Origin of the sequence: Bombilactobacillus bombi, from assembly GCF_003522965.1 — a bacterium.
GTDB lineage: Bacteria > Bacillota > Bacilli > Lactobacillales > Lactobacillaceae > Bombilactobacillus > Bombilactobacillus bombi.
The window spans coordinates 1,555,159-1,578,020 of sequence record NZ_CP031513.1; the positions used below are offsets into that span (position 1 = coordinate 1,555,159).

Genomic DNA, 22,862 nt, shown 5'->3' on the forward strand with positions numbered 1-22,862 from the left:
AATCAAAAAAATAAAAGCATACAAAAAATGAAGTGCTTCATAATTGTTAGACAAAGACTAGCAATTGTGAGGTATTATTATGACTAAATATTCTAAGGGGTTTAAAGCTAAAGTTGTTCAAGAATATACTCAACGTCTTTCTTTAAAACGCCAAGGCTTAATATCTAGCGAATATCGAAAACAAGCCCTAGCTTAATAAAAAATTTATTTAGTATACCTTAAAATTTCTAAGCGATTAGTTAAAAGAACAAAACAAAAAGCAAAAACCAAAATTAGTTTAAAATGGTTTTTGCTTTTTAAGATTTTGCTTATGCAGTTTAAGAAGTTTTAAAGTATCTAACTTTTTTGTTGCACTTCAAAGCTGAGTTTTTCCCAGCTTCTTTTATTATAAATTAAGTGGACCTTAAACTTTTTTAAGTCCCTTAACTCCTCCAACGCCAAATAATACTTTTTCAAAGGATGCACTCTTAGCTAAGGAAGCTAGATGACCCTTTAATTTAATATGTGGACTGGTCATTTCGATAATACCATGATTTGGTCCTAAGGACGCTACAGTTCCCATTGACTTATAAACGAATTTCTTTTGTGGTGCATCATTAATGGCAGCAGCAATATTTACAGCTGCAACTGCAGCTTGAGCTTGAGCCAATTGACCTGTGGTAGGTAATGGCCGGCCAGATTGTGGATCCATTGAAGCAGAATCATCACCTAATACGTAAATTTCAGGATGATCTTCAACATTTAAATAATCAGTAACGACAATCCGATTACGTTTAGCATCAAAGCCGGAATTCTTAATAACATCACTGCCGCTGACACCTACAGTCCAAATAATTGAATTGGCGTAAACACGTTGCTCTTCATCACTATCGCCAGTGGTATAAACTACAGCATTTTGTTCAATCTTCTTAATTTTAGCTCCAGTTAAAATCTTAATCCCATTCTTAGATAAAAAGTCATAAGCATATTGAGCTAATTCAGAATCAAACATTGGCAAAATTTGTGGTGCCATTTCTAAGCTAGTAATGTTAATTTCGGGAACATTATATTTAGCTTTTAAGACTTTAGCGGTATCGATTAATTCACCTAATAATTCAATACCTGTAAAACCAGCACCACAAACTGCAATGTTTAAATCGTTAGGATCTTGTGTTTGCTTATAATCACGAATATTAGAATTAATAACTTGATAAATTTTTTCAGCGGTAGGAATGTCTTGCAGTTTGTATGAATACTTATCTGCACCTTCCATGCCGAAGTTTTCTGACCGAAAACCAAGACTTAAAACAACATAATCATATGAAATCTCAGCATGATCTTCAAATTCTACTTTTTTATTTTCATAATCAACTTTAGAAACAGTTGCTTGAATAAAGTTCACATTATCAGGTATAACTGAAGCAATATCCAGACTAATGTCATCAGCTTGAGCAGTTCCCGCTGCAACACGATAAAGTTGAATCGACTCCACATGTTTAGTATTACGATCAATTAAATCAATGGTAGTTCCTTCTGGTGCAATTTTTGCTAATTTTCTGGCAGTGCCTAATCCGGCATAACCAGCGCCTAAAATAACGATATGAGCCATAAATTCAATCCTTCCTTCTTCTGTATGTAATCTAACTATATTATATGCTTAATCTCCAGTTCTGAAAACAAATATACTGTTATTTTTTAATCATTTAAAGATTTTTATGCCAATATTAGAAAATCACTAAATTTCTGATTAATAGTTTTGTGTAAACGATTGCTCTAGCGTATAATTTGTTTATATGAATTGAAAGAGGTGTCTGTTATGTTAATTATGGCAATAAATGCCGGAAGTTCAAGCTTGAAATGGCAGATTTATGATATGCCTAGTGAAAAACGAATTGCTAAAGGAATGATTGATCGTTTAGGTAAACAAGATGCAATTTTTAAGGCTGATTATGGTGATGGAGAGAAATTTGAGCGACAAGAACCTATTACTTCCAAAGAAAAAGCTGCTACCTTAATTTTAACGCGGTTGAAAAGTTTACACATTGTTCAACGCTTAGAAGATATTAAAGGAGTGGGACATCGAGTTGTTTCAGGAGGCGAAGTTTTTGATAAGTCAACAGTCATCACTTCTGATGTTTTACTCCAGATAAAAAATTTATCCGAACTAGCTCCGTTACATAATAATATTGAAGCTTATTATGTCAGCGTATTTGCGCAATTATTGCCTCATTCTCAACAAGTAGCGGTATTTGATACATCCTTTTTTTCTAGTTTGAAACCGGTTAATTATTTATATCCTATTGATACTAAATATTATGATCAATACGGCGTGCGGAAGTATGGTGCTCACGGTACTAGTCACCGTTATGTTACCCAACGAACAGCGGAAATTTTGCAGCAACCATTAGAAAAAACCAACCTCATTACCTTGCATTTAGGTAACGGCGCTTCAGTTTCAGCAATTGCTCATGGGAAAGCGATTGATACATCTATGGGTTTCACGCCATTGGCTGGATTAATGATGGGCACGCGTTCTGGAGATGTTGATCCGTCTATTATTCCTTATATCATGGAAAAAGATCATCTACAAAATATTTCCGAAATGATTAGTATTCTAAATAAAAAGTCGGGTTTATTAGGTGTATCAGGAGTTTCTAATGATAAGCGCGATATTGATGATGCCGCTGATAATGGTGATAAACGTGCACAATTAGCTCAAGAAATGTTTGTTAATCGGATTGTGAAATATGTCGGTTCCTACTTAGCATTATTGGATGAATTACCAGATGCCTTAGTCTTTACTGCTGGTGTAGGAGAGAATGATCAGCCAGTTCGGCAAGCAGTTTGTGATCAATTGCAACATTTGGGTGTTAAAATTGATGCCGCAAAAAATCAAGCTAAGGGTCAAGAACTGTTAATTAGTACCCCGGATTCAGCAATTAAGGTCTTTGTAGTCCCAACCAACGAAGAATTAATGATTGCTAGAGATACTTATGATTTAGCACAAAAATAATAGACACGTTTGACAAAATGATTTTGGTAAATTTACCGAAATCATTTTTTGCATAAAAATCTTTTATGGAACGCGTTGCACCAACTATAATAAAAATAATTATTCAAGAGAAATGAGGTCAGTAAATGGCAACTATTCGGGATGTGGCTCGTTTAAGTGGTTATTCTATTACTACAGTTTCACGGGTACTTAATCATAGCGGTTATGTTTCGCAACAAGCTTTACGCAAAATAAAACAAGTGATGCAACAATTAGATTATGTACCAAATGAAACTGCCCGGGATTTAAGCAATGGTCAAAATCATAAAATTGGGGTTATTTTACCGCAGATCCGGACGCCTTATTTTGCCCAAATTCTCAATGGTGTTGCTGAAGCAGCTTTTTCCACGGACTATTCCATAACGTTATTGCCATCAGAGTATAATGAACAAGCAGAAGTCTACTATTTAGAACAATTGCGACGCAAAGAATATGCAGGACTTATTATCACTTCTCACGGGCTTCCCTTAGAAAAATTAGCTGCCTATACAAAGTATGGTTCGTTAGTTCTTTGCGAAGATCCTGGAAACATTTCATTGGCTGCAGTTTTTACAGATCGCTATGCGGTTTTTATTAAAATCTTTCGTTGGTTACAACAACAGCAAATTAAACGCATTGCTTGTATGTTTTATCGGCCAGCAAAATCTAGTGCAACTACGCGTTTAACCTTAACTGCTTATCAAGAAATTTATCAAACACAATTAGCCGCAAATTTAGTAATGACAGGCATTTCTTCGCCACGAACTGCCTATTTGGCTGCCCAAAAATTAGCACAGCAAGTTCAGGCTCCACAATGTATTTTGACTAATAGTGATAGTAATGCAGTGGCTGTCCGCCAATACTATATTGATCAACAATTGCCAATTCCAATAATTATTGGTCAAGGATACGAAATGGCCAGTTTTGCAGTTAAATTGCCGACAATTAATTATCATTTGTACGAATTAGGCCAAAAAGCTTTCGAAATTGCACTTGCAGACGCTCCTTTAACTACTAAAATTAAACTACCCGCAGATTTTATTTCGCAAAATGATCATTTTATCTTATAAACAAAAAAAACAAGACAACAATTTGTCTTGTTCGCTAGTACTATGAAAATTGCTTGATAATTAAACCCAGCGCAAAGCTTAATACTTGTGTCAAAGTGATAATAAAAAGATTTTTGACTGCTAAGGGAAAAGTCTTTTTCTTAATATGCACAGCAAAAAATTGTTTAGTATTACGGTAAATAATGGGAATAACTAAAAATGTTAACAATAAAGACCAGGGTAAAATTCTCATAAAAATAGCTGCTAATAAGAAAATATAACCAATAATTAATAAAGCTGCATAAAACCAGAGGCTTTTTGGGACACCCAAGAAACGGACGATTGTGTGTCGGTTGAGGTCAATGTCTTCTTGATAGTCACAAATATTATTAGCTAATAATAAAGCGCCAATTGCACATTGGGATAGTCCTGATGCGATAAAAATAGGTACAATTAAGTGCCAATCAAAGGCAATGGCTTGATAAACATTAATATATACAGCAATCAGAAAGATAACAAATCCCATAGTAAAACCAGCAAAAAATTCACCCACGGGCAAAGAATTGATTGGATAAGGACCACCAGCATAGAAGAAGCCCACTGCAAAACAAAAAATTCCTAACACTAATAGAATCCATCCAACTCGGGTAACAAGAAAAATTCCTAGTAAAGCAGCTATCGCAGCCATACTAAAATCCAGCCAGCCAATTTTTTTGATATTTAAATGATTAACGCCAATGACATTGGTTTTTTTACGAAATTCTTCTTGCTCAGTCGCATTTTGATAATCCCAATAGTTGTCGTTAATATCTACAGACATGTTAAACAGTAACATGGCGACAAAAAAGCAAATTACATTGATCCAATTTAAATGATGAAAATGATAAACTGCATAGAAAGTTCCCAATAAAAAGGGAAAAATACTAGCAGTTTTAGCTTTAATTTCAACCAATTCTAAAAACACAGATAATTTCAAAGTTTTTATAATCCTCGTTTCTGTTTTTGATATACTATAATAGATTATAATACAGAAAAAGGTGGAGCCAATGATTAACTCCCTATGGAGCCAAATTCCTGAGTTGAATCAGCAGTTAGAACAAGTTCAAGGAATTATTTTAAAACAAATTAAACCTTTAAATGATCCTGTTGCTAGTTTAATCAAACAACAGATAACTAGTGGTGGGAAAATGTTACGACCAGCTTGTTTGCTCTTGTTCAGCAAGTTTGGTCCACACCAAGATAAGAACCAAAAATTACAAGCAGCAGCGGCAATGGAAGTTTTACATTTAGCAACATTAATTCATGATGATGTGATTGATGATTCTGACTTACGCCGTAATGTGCCCACGATTCAAGTTCAGTTAGGGGATCGGAATGCTATTTATGCGGGAGATTATTTATTAACGGTATATTTCGATTTAATTAGCCAAGTTGCTAATCATCAAAGTGAGATTATTTTTAATGCTCGTGGTATTAAAAAAATTTTACGTGGTGAATTGGATCAATTACAAATTAATCGAAATGTAGAAGCCACTGTGAAAATGTATTTACGTGAAATTGCGGGTAAAACGGCCCAATTGATTGAATTAAGTGCGCAATTTGGCGCAATGCTGGCGCAAGCTGATAAGCATATTATTCATAAAGCGCGTTTTATTGGTCATAATTTAGGAATGGCTTTTCAAATTCAAGATGATGTTTTAGATTATTTAGGTTCATCTAAGTTAGGCAAGCCCAAACTGGAAGATTTAAAAAATGGTGTTTATACTCTACCGTTAATTTATACCTTATGCCAAGAAAATAGTCAATTGCCGCAGTTTTTAAAACAACATCCGCAATTAAATGATTCCCAGATACAAGATGTGGCCCAGATTGTTAAGGAACAAGGCGGTTTGACAGCAGCTCAATCATTAGCTCAAAAATACACTAATAAAGCATTAGGATTAATTAGAGAATTACCGCAGAACCAATATCGGCGTTATTTAGAACAAATCACCAAAGAATTATTACAGCGCCAACAATAGATAGTAATGGTATTTAAACAAAAAACAGCTCAAACAAAAGTTTGTCTGAGCTGTTTTGTAATCATTTAATCAAAATACCCTGATCCATTTTATATAATTCTTGAAAATGCTGATTATTTTGATATAAGTCTTGTGGATGACCTTGCATTTCGATTTGTCCATTTTTAAGAAAAATAACTTGGTCAACATTTTTGATACCTTGTAAATGATGTGTCACCCAAATAATAGTTTTGTCTGCTAAAACACTAAAAATTGTTTGTAACAGATCATTTTCTGTAATGGGATCTAAGCCCACTGTCGGCTCGTCTAAGAGTACAATAGGGGCATCTTGGAGAAGTATTCGCGCTAAGGCTAAACGTTGTTGTTCGCCCCCAGAAAAGCGGGAGCCAGCTTCTTGAACTGAAGTTTCATATCCTTTAGGTAAAGATTCAATCAAATCTTGCATTTTAACAGCAGCTAAGGCTTGCTTAACTTCACTGTCAGTTTTATTTTCGTTGCCTAAACGAACGTTATTAATAATCGAAGTATTGAACAAAAATGGTTGCTGATTTAAAAAGGCAAATAATTTTTGTCTTTCAGCTTGCAAGGTCAAAACATTTATATCATTAATCAAAACTTGCCCTTTTTGAGGGGCTAAATCACCATTAATTAACTGCAATAAAGTAGTTTTACCAGTACCACTAGGTCCAATCAAGGCCAATTTATCGCCACGTTTAATAGTTTGCTGAAAATTTTTGATTAAAACCGGTGAATCTGAATTATATTCAAATTGGAGATGATCTAAAGTCAAAGTTTGAAAAGCAGCAGGATCTATAGTTTGCTGTGGCGGCAATTTTGTTGGTGTGGGATGCAAATTATTTAATCTTACAATCGAATCTCTATAAGTGGGATATTCTTCAAAGCCCTGACTAATGGGGATGATAGTTTCTCCAACAGGCGCAATGGCCAAAACGAACGCAGCCACATAATTAGCACGTGCCATACTATTAGTAAAGTGCAAATTTGTAAAAACTAAGAGTGCGATAAAAATTAATCCTAAAACTGCTTGTAAATAAAAGTCACGCCGCCAGCGAAAATGTTTGCTGTAATTTTTAGAATCGTTTAACTGAGTTACCGTATCTTGGGTTGCTTTTCTAAAATCTTGTTGACGACCAGATAAAACCCAGTCATTAGCTCCCAAGATATTATCAGTTAAGTTAGTGTATAAGTCATCTTTAAGGGCTTTTTGTTTTTGTCTGCGGCCAGCTTCAACAGCCACAGAAATTAACGGTGCAATCAGCACTTCTATAGCTAACAGTAGCAAAATTAATAAGCCAAACCACAAATCAAAATAACCAATTCCAATGACGATAATTAAACTGAGCAAAATACCTACCACTGTAGGGAAAACAGTCCGTAAATAAAGATTTTGCAGATGGTCAATATCTTCTGAAAGTAATCCTAAAATATTACCAGTTTGATATTTTTCATCGAAAAAAGCGGCATCTTGTTCCACAGTTTTATAAAGCCGAGTTCTAAGTTTAGAAGTGACTCTGAGCACCCAATTGTGGCTTTTTAAGCGTTCAACATACTTAAAAGTTGGTCGTCCAATTCCAAAAGCTCGAGTCAGTAAAATAGCTGGATAAATGATTAAAATATTGTAGGGATGAGTAGCAGACCGATCAATGGTGTAGCCCGAAGTGAACATCAAGGCACCCCCACAAAAAGTTGTTAGCACACCTAAAATTAAGACAGTGGCTAATAAAGATTTGTACTGTTTAAGATAGGGTTTAACCCAAGTATCATGACGCCACATTATTGCTCACCTCGCATATGTGCACTTAATTCGTAAAAAGGTCCAGAATTTTTTTGAATAATTTGTTGTACTGGTCCTTGTTCCACGATTTGACCTTGATCTAACACGATAACGTAATCCATTTGTTCCAACCAATGCAGTCGATGGGTTGCAAAAATGACTAAATGGTTTTCAAATAAAGGTAACATAGTCTGTTTTAAGGAATATTCAGTTTCAATATCTAAATGAGCTGTAGGTTCATCAAATATCAAAATATGGCGTTCCTTGGCTAAAAATGCTCGCGCCAACATGATTCTTTGGGCTTGTCCGCCTGAAATGCCTCGACCACCTTGGCCAACTTTGGTCTCTAAGCCAGCAGGTAATGATTTAATAAATTGAGTTAAGTCAGCCTGCTCCACAGCATGTTGAACATCTTGATTAGAAGCATCAGGTACATAAAAGCGAATATTGTTAGCAATTGTATCACTAAATAAATAGGGCTTTTGTGGCAAATACGTAAATTGTTGTTGCCAGCCATCTTGAGCTAAATGAGGCAAATTGTGGCCATCGACTTGAATATTACCTTCTTGCGGAATTAGAAAACCGCTGAGCACATCTAATAAAGTTGATTTACCAGCACCAGATTGCCCAACAATACCAATACGTTTGTAACCTTGAATTTGTAAATTAATATTTTGTAAATCGTTGGGCTGTTGCTTAGCTTCATATTGAAAGCTAAGATTTTTAATGATTAGTTGACTATCTTGGTTCCAAGTGAATTCAGGTAATAATTGACGCTGCTTTGTAGTAGGCATGGCTAAGATTTTCATGGTTGCTGTAAAGGCATTTTTACCATTGAGAGTTGCATGATAATCATTAGCAAAATTACGCAAAGGCAAGAAATATTCCGGAGCCAAGATTAAAGTTACCATCGCTGGATACAAAGGAATTGTTCCTTTGATTAAAGCCAAACCTAGAAAAACTGCCAAAATAGCAATTGATAAAGTAGTAAACCAATCTAAAGCAAATGTTGATAAAATAGCAATTCTTAAAGTACTTAAGGTCTTTTTACGGTATTGTTCACTAACAGTATAAATATTGTGAGCATATTCCTTACTCAGACCTAGCATTTTTAAAGTTGTCAAACCACGTAAAGCATCTAAAAAGTGATTAGATAAAACTACATATTTGGCATATTGGGAGTCTGCTTTATCTTGAGCAGCATAACCCAGAATAATCATAAATAAGATAATAATGGGAAAAACCAGAATTAATACAATACCAGAAGTAACATTTTTAAAAAAGACAAAAACTAAGATAATCCAAGGAATAATCATCATATTCATAAATTTAGAAAGAATAAGATTTAAATAATTATTAATTTCATCCATTCCATCTAAAGCATTAGTTACAATATTTCCTGAACCGTTTTTGGCAATCATTTGGGGACCAGTAGTATAAATTTTATCCAATAACTGTCCGCGAATATCTTCGGTAGTTTTAGTGGCATATTTATCTAAAAGAGCATCTTTAACCCAAGTTAAGAAATGCCGACATAAAAATGCAATAATAAAAAAAATTGTCGGTTGCACAATGCTATTTAAATTATGTCGTTGCCAAGAAATTACTAACGCTTCTGCAAGAAACTTTGCTTGCAGTAATATCATAAAAGCTTGCAGAATCGTTAATCCTGCAAGCATTTTAAAGAGCGGTTTAATTTCAGGCAATTGAAATAAACGCTTATCTATCATTTTTTAATCCATAACTTTCTTGTGCGAAGGGGTGCGCTTGGTAAAAATCAAATAAGACCAAATGAAGTAAATCAAAACGATTGGCAATAAGATGCAAACAACGATCGTCATAACCTTTAAAGCGGTTGGTGAAGATGATGCATCTTTAATCAAAATATCATGTGCTGGATTAGTAGCAATCATGACTCTTGGGAATAAGCCATTGAAGATTAAAATCACAACAAATGAAAGTGATAATCCACTACCAACAAGACTCCAGCCTTCATGATCTTTATAAACGCCCCAAGCACCAATTAATGACATCACAACAATGAGTAAAGTAATAATTAAACTAGATACAAATTTTTCTTTGAAAAAGTCGGTCTGGAAAAATACCAACAAGGCAAAAACAACCTCACCAACAAAAAGTATCGGATATAAGAAACGATTTAAATTCTCTGCTCGTTCTCTTAAAATACCGGTTGTATTTAAACGAACATAATTCAAACCATGAATTAAAGACATTAAAACTCCCGCAATTCCACCGACTAATGATAGCCAGTTAATAATGTCGAAGAATCCTAAGTTTAAATCACCTTTAGCGTTAATAGGAACACCTTGAATCATACTAAAGAAAATAATGCAAAGCATCAAGGGTGCTAATAAACTTCCTAATACGAAAGTGTTATACCAAAAATTACGTCCACGCGAAGTTTCAGCATGATTAGCAAATTCAAATGATACCCCCCGAATGATTAATCCTACTAAAACTAAAAGAAACATGATGTAATATCCGGAAAACAAACTAGCATACCACATTGGAAATGAAGCAAACATTGCGCCCCCAGCTGTTACCAACCAAGTTTCATTTACCATCCAATGAGGACCAATAATATCGAGCATCACAGATTTTTCTTCCTCAGTCCGTGCAATAATGCCAGAAGCCATACCAACACCAAAGTCAAAGCCTTCTAAGAAGAAAAAACCGACAAAAAGAACACAAATTAAAAGAAACCAAATAAATTGTAAGGCACTCATTAGTTAAAAGCCTCCTTTGAAAATGGATCGGAGTTAATCGCTACATTATCAGTAGCACTAGGGCCAGCAATACCATCTAATCCCTTATGCAAGGTTTGACGAGCATAATAAATCATGACACCACCTAAAATTGAGAACAACAAGAAATAGACAATATTACTGAAAATTAACTGGCCAACCGTAGTTGAAGGCGAAACTGCATCAGCAATCGTATAAAGTCCATAAACAATCCATGGATAACGACCTAATTCAGTAATTAACCAACCAGAGGTATTAGCTAAGAAAGGTACCCAAATCATTAATCCCAAAACAAGCAAGAACCAACGTTTATCAGTTATTGTATTTTTGCTAGGACGAGTCCAAATTAATCCTAAAATAGAAACTAAAATCATTAAGAAACCAAAGCCAGCCATAAATCTAAAACTCCAAAAGAGAGTATTGACCGGTACATAGTAATTTTTAATGTTACGAATACTCTTACTCTTATTATTATCAAATTTTTGTTTTAATTCTTTATTAAGAGTATTCATTCCCTTAACTGAACCAGTAGTTTTATGATAAGTCAATAAACTTAACATATAAGGAACAGAAATTTCATGGGTAGTTTTATGATTCTTAGTATCAAAAGTGGCAACAATTTTCCAGGATGCAGGAGAACCAGTATCTTTGTATTCTCCTTCTGTAGCAGCAAACTTCATGGGTTGATCTTTGACAATTTCTTGAGTTTGTAAATCACCAGCAGCAACTACACCGATGGCAGCAATTAATCCAATCCAAAGACCAAAACGCATTGACTTCTTAAAGAAAACTCCATCTTTTTGTTTACGCCAAAGGCCCCAGGCACTCATACCTACAACAACAAAGGCTCCTGTACAAAAAGCACCTAAAATTAAGTGAGGAAAGACTTTCCATAATTGAGGGTTACTTACCACTTCAGCAAAACTACTCATTTCAGCACGATGAGTTTGCGGATTAATAATAAAACCTGTTGGATGCTGCATAAAGCTATTAGCAGCTAAAATCCAAATTGCTGATAACATTGTACCGATAGAAGTTAACCAAATGAAAAGTGCGTGAATACCTGGTTTGAAACGATCCCAAGTAAACATCCAGACACCGATAAAAGTTGATTCCAGAAAGAAGGCCAATAAAGCTTCAATCGCTAGAGGGGCACCGAAGATATCACCCATAAAGCGTGAATAATTAGACCAATTCATACCAAACTGGAACTCTTGAATAATCCCTGTAACAATCCCAACAGCAAAGCTCAAGAGAAAAATCTTCCCCCAGAACTGAGCCATTTTTTTGTATATTTCATCTTTTTTAACCGCATAAATGGTTTCCATAATGGCAACAATAAATCCTAGCCCAATAGAAAACGGTACAAAAAAGAAGTGGAAGACTGTTGTCATAGCAAATTGAAAACGGGCTAATGACAAAAGTGATACTCCCAAACTTAACATAACGCTCACACTCCTTAATGTATGTAACTCTACTTATCTTATAATACTTTTAAATGCTGATAATTACAAATAAAAAACCGAAAAAAAGCCCGATAAATCGCATAAGAGACTGCATATTATGTAATTAGATTAATTATGAATTTAGTTCGATTATAAACGATATTATTTACCTGCAATCGGTTTTTTGTTAGAACAAAAAAAGTACCAGTAAATATTTACTGGTACTTTCGGAGGAGTAAGGATGTGAATACAATTTATATGTTCTAGTCAATCTCTCAACTGACTATATTCATAGTATACAAATAAATTATGATGAAATTGTGAAGAAATGTTGTTTTAAGTTAGCCTTTAGAATTGTAGTGATAGTCGTTTTTAACTTGGTTTTGATCACTGGTTTTGAATTTACGTTTATAAGAAGACTGTGGTTGGGCGTTAGGATAAGGCTGATACCCTGGTTGCACACCCGGATTAGTTGGATTAAATTCAGAATTATTTCGATTGTTAGAAGGGTAACCATTATTGTTGGAAGCTGTCAACGGTGTTTGTGGATTAGGTCCTTGATTAACAGCAGTCGGAGATTGAGGACCTTGCGTTGGTGGATAGTTATTAGTGTTTGGTTGTTGGTATGATTGATTAGCTGCAGGGTTTGCAGGATTGTTGGGCATTGGGGCAGATGGTTGTGGAGCTTGGTTATTCATGGGGCTATAATTAGTCGGATTATTGTAATTATTAGGCTGATTATTAGGATATTGTTGGGGATTATTGTAAGACGGATTGGGAGTATTGGTTACGGCTTGATTGTTGTTAAGTGGAACATTTGGATCGTTTGGATAAGGTTGCTGATAGTTATTAGTGTTTGGTTGTTGCTGAGGTATTTGTGGATTGGCGTTATAATTTTGTGGACCTGTTGGCTGTTGATTAGGCTGGTTATTCATGGAGCCATAGTTAGTTGGATTATTGTAATTATTTGATTGATTGTTAGGATACTGTTGGGAATTATTGTTATCATAGTAACTATTGCTATGAGCATTGCCATATTGATCGACTGCAGGTTCGAAGAAGTAGTCCATTACAATCGTTACAACTGCCATGACCAACCCAATAATAATGCCTGCCCATGACCACAGCATTAAGCCAGGGAAGCGGGCAGCGTTAAAAATCCCCATAACTCCCCCCAATGTTAAAATAATAAAGCTGATAATTGGTGGCAAGACACTAGTGCTGGAGTGACAAATAATATAAATAGCACCAGCTACGAGCAAGGCAATTGCTAAGAGAATACTTGCAGTAGCTCCTAAATCTGCATATCCTAAAAGTGCTTGGATAAAACTATCGAATTTAAACTGGAACATCACCACAATTGCCATGATGACTAAAATTCCACCCGTAATTAATTTAGTTATTTTCATATAAAGAAAACCCCCTGATACTTCATAAAATATATAAAAGATATTAATACGCTTCAAAATTACATTACTACTTAGCATTTTAACGCATTAATACTCATGAAACCAATAATTAATCAAATTTTAAAAAATAGCGGACAATATTTTTCGTTTAATGGGAAAAAGTGATAAATTGAAGATGATATAATTATACGATAAAAATAAATTTAAGAGGTGTTTTTAATGAAAGTTGGTTTTGTTGGTGCTGGCCAAATTGGTCAAGCCTTGATTCAAGGATTATTAACCGCTGGTATGAATAATAATGACATTATGGTTTTACAAAGCCAACATGCCACGGCACAAAAAGTGGCTGAAAAATACCAGTTGCAATTAGCTGATAGCTATAGTGATTTAAATTTTAGTGATATCTTAATTATAGCAGTTCCAGCCAAAGCATTAGCGGATGTAATGGATCATTTAAAAACATCATATCATGGCATTATTGTTTCTACTTCTGGTGGTGATTTGAAACAAATTAATGTGCAATTACCAGTTGATGCTACTTTTGTTAAAGCAGTCCCTAATACCCCGGTAAAATTAGATAGTGGTATTACGGCTGTAAGTTTTATCGAGACAGAATCGCAGGCTAATCAAGACTTGGTAACTGACCTATTTAAAAAATTAGGCCAAGTATATGTTGTTCCAGAAAATCTTTTGGGCATTTACGGAACTATCGCAGGCTGTACGCCAGCATTCATTGATATGTTGATGGAAGCTTTGAGTGATGCTGCTGTGATGAATGGGATTAATCGTGCACAATCTTATCAGATTATCACGCAAATGTTGTTAGGCACGGCGCAATTAGCACAAGCAAGTGGTAAGCATCCGGGTGAACTCAAAGATGAAGTAACTACTCCTGGTGGTTCGACAATTCGTGGCGTGGCAAAGTTAGAAGAAACTGGTTTTCGTAATGCCTTAATTCAAGCTGTGAAAGCCGCTAATGAATAAGCAGTTGCAGTAATTTAAAAGGAGTTGAGATAAGTTAATCTCAACTCCTTTTAATATGAAAACAATTATTCTGACCGTAAAGCAATAGCAGCATTTTTTCGAGCAGCCATACGTGCAGGGATATGTCCGCCCAAAACAGTTAAAACAGTACTAATAACTACTAAAATAATTGCGTGTAATGGATTCAATTGCGCCACATTATTAAGGTTAGTCATATTATACAAAATACTGTTGGCTGGAAAAGTTAAGAGCCAGGCAATAATAATACCTAAAATGCCAGATCCTAAACCTAAAATGGCTGTTTCTGCATCAAAAACACGGGTGATATCTTTTTTGCGTGCTCCTAGTGCCTTAAGAACACCAATTTCTTTAGTTCTTTCAATCACTGAGGTGTAGGTAATAATAGCAATCATAATCATAGAAGTAACTAGTGAAATTGCCGCAAAGCCGACGAGAACATAAGTGATAGCATTCATCAAGCCACCAGTAATACTAGTAATATTGCCCGCTAAATCCATATATAAAATTTTATTCTTCTTATTTTGACCATGATTATATTGATCTAGATAGTGGGTGATATGGTCTTTTTCTTGAAAACTATTAGGATAAATTTGAATCGAACTAGCAGTATTATCAGCTCCTAAAGCGGTCAATAACATAACGCGTTCTTGCTTACTCAATTTAGCTCCAGTCAGCACATTATGAGTGCTGTTTTTTTGAGCTTGAGCAATTTGGGAATTTTGATTAGAATGTACAATTTGCTGTGTTAATTGGTCACTATAAGCGACGCCGTTGGCTAGTATGCCATCAGAATTTTTGGACTTTGTGCGCAGAATAGCAACAATATGCAAAGTCTTCGTAGTTGGAGCTTGGGCCATTTGTTCATAGTTATTGTTAGGAATAAAGTTACCTGTGGGTAGTTTTTGATAATAACTATCATTGGCAACGACTTTAATCGATGTACCAAGCAGTTTTTGCGGTTGTAGCTGTTGCTTGTTTTTGATGTCCAAGCCGAGATTAGTTAAAGCATTTAAGTTGATATGATTACGCTTATCAGCAATTAAGACAATATCGGTAGCCTTTTTAGGATAATGACCATGTAAAACGCGATAGTTTTTCTTCAAAAAATTTTGCTTACCTTGATTATGAGCGGGATATATACTGCCGCCAACACCCAGATTAGAAGTCATCATACTTTGGGCATTATTGGCATCGGTACTGTTGTTCGCAGTAGTGGAAAAAGTAACTGGTTGATATTGACCATTTACTTTACGTAATAAGTTGAGACTTGTAGTTGATGCAAAAGAGATATTTTGAGCATCGGTTTTTTTGATTTTTTTGAGATAGTTAATATATTGAGGAGTGATGTTATTAATATGTTGGGCAGCATTTACAGGGTTAACCTGCGCAAAAACAGCCTTGCTATGAATGAATTTTTGTTTACTATTGCTACTATTATCGCCTTTTTGCAATTCCTTTTGATCGGCGGTTACTTGTGAAATAGTAATCGGAAATTGTGCTAAAGCTTCCGATTGCGTTGCATCAATTTGTTTTTGAAAACCATTAGATAATGCTAAGACAATGCCAATACTGATAATACCAATACTAGAAGCTAAAATCGTTAAAAATGTACGGCCTTTTTTAGTAGCAATATTGGTAAAAGAAAGTTTGAGCGCGGTGGCAAAACTCATTTTTGTTTGGCGGGGATGAAAATTTTCTGCTGGAATCGGTTCATTATCGGGGTTAGAATCAGATAAAATTTTTCCATCAGCAAAGTTAATAATACGATCAGCATATTGCTGAGCTAATTCAGGGTTATGTGTAACCATGATAACTAAGCGTTCCTGGGCTAATTCTTTAATTAAATCCATAATTTCCTTGCTGGTTGTGGTATCTAAAGCACCAGTAGGTTCATCAGCCAATAAAATTTCCGGATCATTAGCTAAAGCTCGGGCAATAGCAACTCGCTGTAATTGCCCACCAGATAATTGACTAGGTTTTTTATGGATATGCTTTTTAAGCCCAACGCGTTCTAAAGCTTCTTTAGCACGTTGCTTTTTAGTAGAATTATCGACGCCACTTAACGTCATTCCTAAAGTAACATTATCCAAAATACTTAAATGACTAATAATGTTATAATCTTGAAAAATAAAACCCACAGTATTATTTCGATAAGCATCCCAATCTTGTTCTTGAAAATTTTGGGTGGATTTACCGTTAATGATTAAATTACCCGAATCATAACGATCTAAACCACCAATGATGTTTAAAAGTGTAGTTTTACCTGAGCCCGAAGTCCCCAAAATAGCTACAAATTCTTGATTTCGAAAGTTAACACTGACATCATCTAAGGCTTTAGTAGTGGTATCGCCGACTTGATAATATTTTTTTAAATGTTGCAAATTTAACATATAATTTCACATCCCTTATTATTGCTGTTGCTATCATACCAGAAAGATAGTCAAAATACTGTAATTATGGAATTTAATATGTATTCTGAATAAGGGCAAGAAATTATATAATTTAAAGGTTAAATTTTTTGACAATGAAGCACAAATACACAAAAAAGACGAGGAAATTTTCCTCGTCTTTTAATTAAGCCCACCATAGCTTTACTAGTGCTTGGGTGCCTAAATCGCCTAAATTTTTTTCATCTACTAGTTGCTCATATAACTTTTTAGCTTGTTGAGTAGCTGGCAAATCAATCTCCATTTCTTGGGCTGTATCCAAAGCAATCCGTAAATCTTTCAAAAAATGCTTACTAAAAAATCCCGGTGTATAATCGTTTTTTAAAATGCGAGGACCATAGTTGGTTAAACTCCAATTAGCAGCACTGCCAGCACCGACAGTTTCTAACACTTTCTGTAAATCTAAGTGCGCTGCTTTAGCATAGACTAACATCTCGCTTAACCCGGTCATGGTACCTGCAATCATAATTTGGTTGGCCATCTTGGTGTTTTGTCCAGCTCCAGCAGCACCGAAAAGTTGAGCTTGCGAGCTAATTGCTGCAAACAATGGCTGACAAGATGTAAAGACATCTTGCTGGCCACCAACCATGATAGTTAAGGTGCCATTTTTTGCTCCAATATCGCCTCCAGAAACAGGAGCATCTAATACGTTAGCTCCCATTTCTTGACCAGTATGGGCAATTTTTTGGGCCAATTGTGGTTTAGAAGTAGTCATATCAATTAAAGTTTTTTGACGAACATTAGCTTGAAAAATACCATTATCGCCATAGTAAACTTGTTCAACATCTTTAGGAAAGCCTAACATTGTAAAGATTACATCAGAATTTTCAACCACGGTTTGAGGGTTAGCACACCAAGTGGCACCTAAGGCGACAAGGTTATCTGTCTTAGCCTTGGTCCGGTTATAAACCCATAAGTTATGACCAGCCTTGATTAAGTTGTGAGCGATTGCATTGCCCATCACACCAGTTCCAATAAATCCCAGTTTCAATTTTAGAGCCTCCTTAAATGAAATGATTAATTGGGCCATACTTATGGCCAACTTGAATTTCATGAGCGATGGCTTGATGAGTATAATCTTCTGCAATTTTGATACTATCTTTTAAAGAATTTCCTAAAGCCAATTGGGCTGCAATAGCAGCTGATAAGGTATCACCAGTTCCATTAACTCTTTGCGTGGGAATTAGCTCAGATTCTAACCATAAGTGGCTGCCATCAGCAAATAGTGCATAATCACGAACTACTTTTTGTTGTGGATTATCATGAGCTCCTTTGATTAAAACATTTTGTGCACCTAATTGCTGCAATTTCTGGGCAGCTTGTTGAATTTCAGTATCATTCTTCAAAGACAAGCCCGACAATTTTTGTGCTTCAAAAAAATTAGGAGTTACAATTAAAGCCAATGGTAACAACTCAGTAACTAGCGTTTGATAAGCATCTGCTGCTAAAAGTAATGCTTGGTGTTTCGTGATAATTACAGGATCCAAGACTAAATTAGGCCAATTATATTTACGTAAGTTGGAGACTACACATTTAATAGTAGCCTGATCGGTTAACATACCTGTTTTCACAGCTTTAATCTGGAAATCAGATGCAAGAGCTTGAAATTGAGCATCAATAAAGTCAGCAGATAAAGCTATAGAATTGGAAATGCCATAGGAATTACCAGCGACAGCAGCGGTGAGAATCGACATACCATAAGTTTTTTGGGCTTGAAAAGTTTTTAAATCAGCCTGCAAACCGGCACTGCCATCACAATCAGAACCAGCAATAGTCACTACTTGTGGAAATGAATTAGACATAACATCCCTCCTCTTAATTACTTGCACGTTTTTGAATTTGAGTAACTACTAGTACTATGATAATAATAGCACTTAAAACAATCATGGCGATGAAAGTTCCAATTAAATTATTAGTACTAAAAAGAGGTGCAGTGTACTTAAAGAACCAAGCTGAGAAAGCAAATCCAAGACTAGTTAGTGCTGAGAAAGTTCCCATAACAATAGGATATACTTTGGCAGAGGCTAGGTTAGATAATAAAAAGGGAATAGTAATTAAAGCAACAGAACCACCGGTACCAATCAAAAAGGCGGCTAAAGCACTAGTCCAAAAAGTGTGTACATAAATTAAAATTAAAGCACCAATAATAATTGAGCCAAATCCAGCAGCTAACAAATAGTTGCCAAAAGCTTTACGATAAAAACTAATAAATATACCCGCAACAATAGAAGCAGCGCGAACAAAGAGTAATGCTTGACCAGCTGTGCTAGGTCCGCCAATGTGGTAATAATTTAAATAAAGAGCCATTTTATTAGTCATGACTGCTACTAAAACTTCAACTAACATTGAAATTACCACGAGTGCAATAATAAAACCCCATTGATCTTTTTGTTGATTAGTATCGACGGCATTAGTAGCACTATTGTCTGTGGGTTGGATATTAGGAACAAAGAAAATTGCCAAAACTAAAGCGACAAGGGTAATTGCGTAAACATAATAATTATGAATCCAGCTAATCGTGGCTAAGTATCCGCCTAAAACAATCCAGACCATCGCGAACCCATCTTCTAAAGCTACATTAAAACCGAATTGATTAGAACGCCGTTCACCTTGATAAGCTGCGGCTGACAAACTAGGCAAAATAGTAGTAATTGCACCACTGCCTAAACCTACAATCAAAGCAAAGAAGATTAATTGCGCGACACTTTTATGAATGAAGATCGGTAATAAACCACCAGCAGCTAACAAAGTTAATCCTAAAATAGCTGCATGCTTGTAAGTAATTCTAGTCAAAATAAAACCAAAAATAAAAGAAGCAACCATTGAAGCTACATCACCAATAGAGGCAATGGACTCCACTTGAGTAGGATCCGCATTGGGAAAAGCTTGTTGAATTTTTACAATTGATGGCGCCATCACTGAATCTAAACGAGTAACAGTGGTTAACGCGATAATTCCAATTAAAGTTTCCCAGCGTTGAAATTTATGTGCCAAAATAATTCCTCCTAAAAATAAAAAACTGCTCCTCTAAAAGGAGCAGCGATATAATTTGATCTTAATTGTCATTATTACCAAAGATAGACAAAAGACTGAGCAAAAGATTAATAAAATCGAGCACCAAATTGATGGAAGCAATTAAAGCAATTGCACCTAAATTGGCTCCTTGATTTTGTTGATAAATTTGTTTCAGATTTTGTGAATCAAAAGCAATAAATCCAAGAAATAAAATCATGGTAATCGCATTAATAATTAGCATTGCTAGTGAACTTTTAAATAAAATTAAATTTAAAATAGAAACCACAATCACTGCAATCAGGCCAATCATTAAGGTTTTACTCCAAGTCATCAAGTTTGTCCTTGTAAAGTAGCCATATCCTGCCATTACTATGAAAGCAATTGCCGTCATGCTTGTTGCTTGTACAATACTTTTAGCAGAATAAGCAAAGAAAATCGGCATACCTGTAATGGAAAAGGACGCTAAGAAAGCTATATAACAGACAAATGTTAAAAAATAAGAACGTTGGGCTAAGGACTGACACAAATAGAGTAAACCGATTGGGATAGCAATTGCTAAAACCGTAGCTAATAAACGATGTTGGGCGCCCCACATTAAGATGGGCATAGAGAACGCTTGATTTTTAGCAAGAGCAAAAGCTGACAACAACCAAAAGGCAACGCCTAAACCTGTATACAAATAAACAAGGGATGTAAATTTAGCTAAGGCACCATCTTTGGTTTGTTCCATAACTGGCATATAATTACCTCCATATTAAACTAAGAAATCATTGATTTCATTAAATCATATTCTCATTAAATTACAAAGAAAAAGCCTTGCCAATTTAAGACAAGACCAGAAATTAATTATTAATTTAAGCTAATTTTTTCTTTTTAGGTGCTGTTTTAGGGTTGCCTGCGTCATCTTCACGATAGCCGAATAAGTACGTTAAAGTAAAGGCGGCAATGATAGTAACAACAGAAGCAATCCAAAAGTATAAGAGGTTATTAGGATTTCCTTGGCCAGCTTTAGGAACAAAAGATGGGAAACCAATTAAACTACCAGTAAAACCATACATATCAACTTTCAGTAAACCATTAACAAGACCACCAATAGCTGCTCCAATACTTGAAGTTAGAAAAACGCGACCATATTTCAGATTGACACCATACATTGCGGGTTCTGTAATTCCAACTGCAGCAGAAATTGCGGCACTAAGAGACAAACCCTTTAAGTCTGGATTTTTTTTGGTTTTAATCCATACAGCAAGGGCACCGGCTCCTTGGGCAATCATAGTAATTGAAACAATACCATTTAACACACTATGACCATGAGCAGCAATATCATTGGCAATCAGTGGTATAACGGCCCAATGCAATCCAAAAATGACTAAAACTTGATATAAACCACCAATAATAAGTCCTGATAAGGCACTATTAACTGTTAAAAGCCATTGCAAAACAGAAGCTATTCCTTCAGAAATAAATGAAATAATCGGTCCAACGATTACTAAAACAGTTATTCCAACTAAGAGAATTTCAACTAAAGGTGTAAAAATTAATCTTAGAGTAACAGGCATCCACTTTTTAATCCAAGGTTCAATTTTAGCGGCCATCCAAGCAGCAAAAATCATAGGGAAAATGGAATAAGTATATTGAGGAATATGAATTGGAATGCCAAAGAAGTTAGCATTAATTCCAACGCCTGCTATATAATAATTAAATTTTCCTGAAGATACAATCTTTACTAAATCAGGATAAATTAAAAAACACGCTATAAGAGCAACAACAATAGGATTAGAGCCTAATTTTTTTGCTGCAGTAAAGCCCACTATTACTGGTAAAAAATAAAATGCAGAATCCGCCATTGCATTAATAATAATGTAAGTGGAAGAGGTAGTAGACATATGACAAAAATTAGTTAAAATATTCAATACCCCTTTTAACATACCGCTAGCTGCTAATAATCCAATTACGGGCATCATAGAACCAGTAATAATACCAATCAATTGGGAAAATCCACGTTTAGTTTTTGCTAACAAAGAATTATCTACAGGCTTTTTTGTTGATTCACCTTGATCTTCAGATTGTTCAAAACCACTTCCCAATTGACTAATTACTTCGTCATAAACATCATCAACTGTTTGACCAATTACAACTTGATATTGATCATTAGCTCGAGCCACATCTAAAACTCCAGGGATGTCATTGACTATTTTATCTTGGGGAATTGTATCGTCTTTAAGGGAAAATCTTAAACGTGTAAAACAATGAATAACACTATTAATGTTTTTCTTTCCCCCAATTGCTTTAATTACTAAACGGGCAGTTTTATGAAATTTATTTTCGCCATTATCTGATTTTATCGATGAGGTTTTAGTGGTGGCTGATTTTAAGTTAGCGGTAGCTGCAAGATCTCCTGCAGTTACTATGCCTAAATTCAGGGTTAACTTGTCTAAAACATCATCAGTATTGGTAATAGTAACTATAATAGTGGTTAATTTGCCAGCTTTTTTAATGGCTTTTAAATCCATTAAACCAATTGTGTCACCTTTATGAACAGTGTTTCCTTGTTCGACAGAAATTTTAAAAGGTGCACCCTTGAGTTCTACAGTATCAATACCTAAATGAAGTAACAGTTCAACACCGTCAGTAGTTTTAATTCCTATTGCATGCTTTGTTTCAGCAATCATGACAATTTCCCCAGTGACTGGGGCTGTAATTTGTCCATCATTAGGTTCTAACCCAAATCCGTCACCAAGTGTTTTTTGAGAAAAAACCTGATCTTGAACTTTACTTAAGGGTATTATTTCACCACTTGTAGGAGCTAATAGTTGTAATTGCTTCTTCATTTTAATTCCCCCTTACTATTATAAGTAATCCAACAATTGTGTTACATCTGATATCGTTTTCAAATAAATA

The 22,862-nt window shown here is 35.1% G+C and carries 17 protein-coding genes; 4 read left to right on the forward strand and 13 right to left on the reverse strand.

What is annotated here, in order from left to right; all coding sequences use genetic code 11:
- Window positions 1–403 precede the first annotated feature (403 nt).
- Window positions 404–1,588, reverse strand: a complete 1,185-nt coding sequence (locus tag DS830_RS07530; RefSeq protein WP_118908863.1) for an NAD(P)/FAD-dependent oxidoreductase — start codon at window positions 1,586–1,588, stop codon at window positions 404–406.
- Window positions 1,589–1,795: 207 nt separating this feature from the next.
- Here DS830_RS07530 and DS830_RS07535 point away from each other — a divergent pair, with 207 nt between their 5' ends.
- Window positions 1,796–2,992: an acetate/propionate family kinase gene (locus DS830_RS07535; protein WP_118908864.1), complete on the forward strand. Its 1,197-nt coding sequence runs from the start codon at window positions 1,796–1,798 to the stop codon at window positions 2,990–2,992.
- 125 nt (window positions 2,993–3,117) lie between these two features.
- Entirely contained in the window at window positions 3,118–4,080 is a 963-nt protein-coding gene (locus DS830_RS07540) for a LacI family DNA-binding transcriptional regulator (protein WP_118908865.1), read from the forward strand.
- Window positions 4,081–4,120: 40 nt separating this feature from the next.
- On the opposite strand, the gene DS830_RS07545 is transcribed toward DS830_RS07540, so the two are convergent.
- Window positions 4,121–5,035, reverse strand: a complete 915-nt coding sequence (locus DS830_RS07545) for a 1,4-dihydroxy-2-naphthoate polyprenyltransferase (RefSeq protein WP_118908866.1) — start codon at window positions 5,033–5,035, stop codon at window positions 4,121–4,123.
- Between the two features lie 70 nt (window positions 5,036–5,105).
- On the opposite strand from DS830_RS07545, the gene DS830_RS07550 reads away from it, so the two are divergent.
- Window positions 5,106–6,080 carry a polyprenyl synthetase family protein gene (locus DS830_RS07550; RefSeq protein ID WP_118900113.1) on the forward strand — a complete coding sequence of 325 codons (975 nt, stop codon included), beginning with the start codon at window positions 5,106–5,108 and terminating at the stop codon, window positions 6,078–6,080.
- Window positions 6,081–6,141: 61 nt separating this feature from the next.
- Here DS830_RS07550 and cydC read toward each other — a convergent pair whose 3' ends face one another.
- From cydC to DS830_RS07575, 5 genes are all read right to left on the reverse strand, one after another.
- Window positions 6,142–7,875, reverse strand: a complete 1,734-nt coding sequence (gene cydC / locus DS830_RS07555) for a thiol reductant ABC exporter subunit CydC (protein WP_118908867.1) — start codon at window positions 7,873–7,875, stop codon at window positions 6,142–6,144.
- Window positions 7,875–9,605 carry a thiol reductant ABC exporter subunit CydD gene (gene cydD, locus DS830_RS07560; protein ID WP_118908868.1) on the reverse strand — a complete coding sequence of 577 codons (1,731 nt, stop codon included), beginning with the start codon at window positions 9,603–9,605 and terminating at the stop codon, window positions 7,875–7,877. The genes cydC and cydD overlap by 1 nt, the downstream gene beginning before the upstream one ends.
- Window positions 9,606–9,608: 3 nt before the next feature.
- Entirely contained in the window at window positions 9,609–10,622 is a 1,014-nt protein-coding gene (gene cydB / locus DS830_RS07565) for a cytochrome d ubiquinol oxidase subunit II (protein WP_118908869.1), read from the reverse strand.
- On the reverse strand, window positions 10,622–12,085 hold the full coding sequence (locus tag DS830_RS07570; protein ID WP_118908870.1) for a cytochrome ubiquinol oxidase subunit I: 1,464 nt from the start codon (window positions 12,083–12,085) through the stop codon (window positions 10,622–10,624). The genes cydB and DS830_RS07570 overlap by 1 nt, the downstream gene beginning before the upstream one ends.
- Before the next feature lie 341 nt (window positions 12,086–12,426).
- Window positions 12,427–13,494 carry a DMT family transporter gene (locus DS830_RS07575; protein WP_118908871.1) on the reverse strand — a complete coding sequence of 356 codons (1,068 nt, stop codon included), beginning with the start codon at window positions 13,492–13,494 and terminating at the stop codon, window positions 12,427–12,429.
- A 219-nt stretch (window positions 13,495–13,713) separates the two neighbouring features.
- Here DS830_RS07575 and proC point away from each other — a divergent pair, with 219 nt between their 5' ends.
- Window positions 13,714–14,478 carry a pyrroline-5-carboxylate reductase gene (gene proC, locus DS830_RS07580; RefSeq protein WP_118908872.1) on the forward strand — a complete coding sequence of 255 codons (765 nt, stop codon included), beginning with the start codon at window positions 13,714–13,716 and terminating at the stop codon, window positions 14,476–14,478.
- A 65-nt stretch (window positions 14,479–14,543) separates the two neighbouring features.
- Here proC and DS830_RS07585 read toward each other — a convergent pair whose 3' ends face one another.
- The 6 genes from DS830_RS07585 to DS830_RS07610 form a co-directional block, all read right to left on the reverse strand.
- On the reverse strand, window positions 14,544–16,889 hold the full coding sequence (locus DS830_RS07585; RefSeq protein WP_118908873.1) for an ABC transporter ATP-binding protein/permease: 2,346 nt from the start codon (window positions 16,887–16,889) through the stop codon (window positions 14,544–14,546).
- Window positions 16,890–17,073: 184 nt separating this feature from the next.
- Window positions 17,074–17,976 carry an NAD(P)-dependent oxidoreductase gene (locus DS830_RS07590; protein ID WP_276102875.1) on the reverse strand — a complete coding sequence of 301 codons (903 nt, stop codon included), beginning with the start codon at window positions 17,974–17,976 and terminating at the stop codon, window positions 17,074–17,076.
- Window positions 17,951–18,748 (reverse strand): bifunctional hydroxymethylpyrimidine kinase/phosphomethylpyrimidine kinase, encoded by a 798-nt coding sequence (thiD, locus tag DS830_RS07595; RefSeq protein ID WP_118900096.1) that lies wholly within the window; start codon window positions 18,746–18,748, stop codon window positions 17,951–17,953. Before thiD ends, DS830_RS07590 begins: the two co-directional genes overlap by 26 nt.
- Window positions 18,749–18,761: 13 nt before the next feature.
- Window positions 18,762–19,940 (reverse strand): MFS transporter, encoded by a 1,179-nt coding sequence (locus tag DS830_RS07600; RefSeq protein ID WP_118908875.1) that lies wholly within the window; start codon window positions 19,938–19,940, stop codon window positions 18,762–18,764.
- 61 nt (window positions 19,941–20,001) lie between these two features.
- Window positions 20,002–20,700 (reverse strand): Bax inhibitor-1 family protein, encoded by a 699-nt coding sequence (locus DS830_RS07605; RefSeq protein WP_118908876.1) that lies wholly within the window; start codon window positions 20,698–20,700, stop codon window positions 20,002–20,004.
- Between the two features lie 115 nt (window positions 20,701–20,815).
- Complete coding sequence (locus DS830_RS07610) at window positions 20,816–22,792, reverse strand: PTS sugar transporter subunit IIABC (RefSeq protein WP_118908877.1); 1,977 nt, start codon at window positions 22,790–22,792, stop codon at window positions 20,816–20,818.
- Window positions 22,793–22,862: the final 70 nt, after the last annotated feature.